Origin of the sequence: Pseudonocardia sp. D17, assembly GCF_036984265.1 — a bacterium.
GTDB classification, from domain to species: domain Bacteria; phylum Actinomycetota; class Actinomycetes; order Mycobacteriales; family Pseudonocardiaceae; genus Pseudonocardia; species Pseudonocardia benzenivorans.
In genome coordinates this window covers 1-840 of record NZ_BPRG01000142.1, presented here as the reverse complement: position 1 = coordinate 840, position 840 = coordinate 1, and the positions used below count along the sequence as shown (strand labels likewise).

1 protein-coding gene is annotated in these 840 nt (G+C 71.7%); it reads right to left on the bottom strand.

Going from position 1 to position 840, the window contains the following annotated elements; all coding sequences use genetic code 11:
* The coding region (locus PSD17_RS23050) for an IS110 family transposase (protein ID WP_445261034.1) at nt 1-840 on the bottom strand (840 nt) is incomplete at both ends.

The following is an 840-nucleotide window of genomic DNA, read 5'->3' as shown; positions in this document are numbered from 1 at the left end:
CGCGGAGCATGGCGTAGATGACGTCGGTGCGGCGACGGGCGAGGCAGATCAGGGCGGCGTTGTGTCGCTTGCCGGCTGCTCGTTTGCGGTCGTAGTAGGCGCGGCTGGTCGGGTCGGCGAGGCTGGCGAATGCCGACAAGAACAGTGCCGATTTCAGGGCGTGGTTCCCGCGCTGAGAGCGGGTCTCGCCCTTGATCGAAGTGCCGGAGCGTCGGGTGACCGGAGCGAGGCCGGCGTAGGCGGCGAGGTGGCCGGCGGTGGGGAACGCGGCGCCGTCTCCGACGATGGTGAGGATCTTGAGTGCGGTCCTGAACCCGAGGCCGGGCATCGAGGTCAGGACCCCGGCAAGAGGGTGGGCCTCCAGCAGTTCCTCGAGCTCGGTGGCGAGGGTGTCTCGCTCGAGGCGGACCTCACGCAGCTGGGCGGCGACCCCGGCGATCACCCTCCCGAACGCAACGGTGCCCGGGACGACGACGGTCTGGGTGTCGAGTGCGGCCAGGATCTGGGCGGGCAGGGTCTTGGCCAGCCGCGGGGAACGGGCTCGCATCGTTGCAGCGATGCCGGCCTCGCCGAGGTCGCGAAGGGCCTGCGGGGTGGGTGCGGCGGCGAGCAGGTCGAGCACCCCGCCGCGGTCCATCCGGGGTCCGAGCAGGCGTTCCAGAGCTGGATGGACGTGCAGCAGGGCGTCACGCAGCCGGTTGGTCAGCCGCGTGGACTGGGCGGCGAGGTCGTCGTCGTAGCCGGCCAGGACGGTGAGCTCGGCGAGGGTTTCGTCGTCGGTGCCGACCCGGCGCAGGGTGTGGGGCATGGTGCGGGCGGCCCCACGAATCTGTGCGGCGA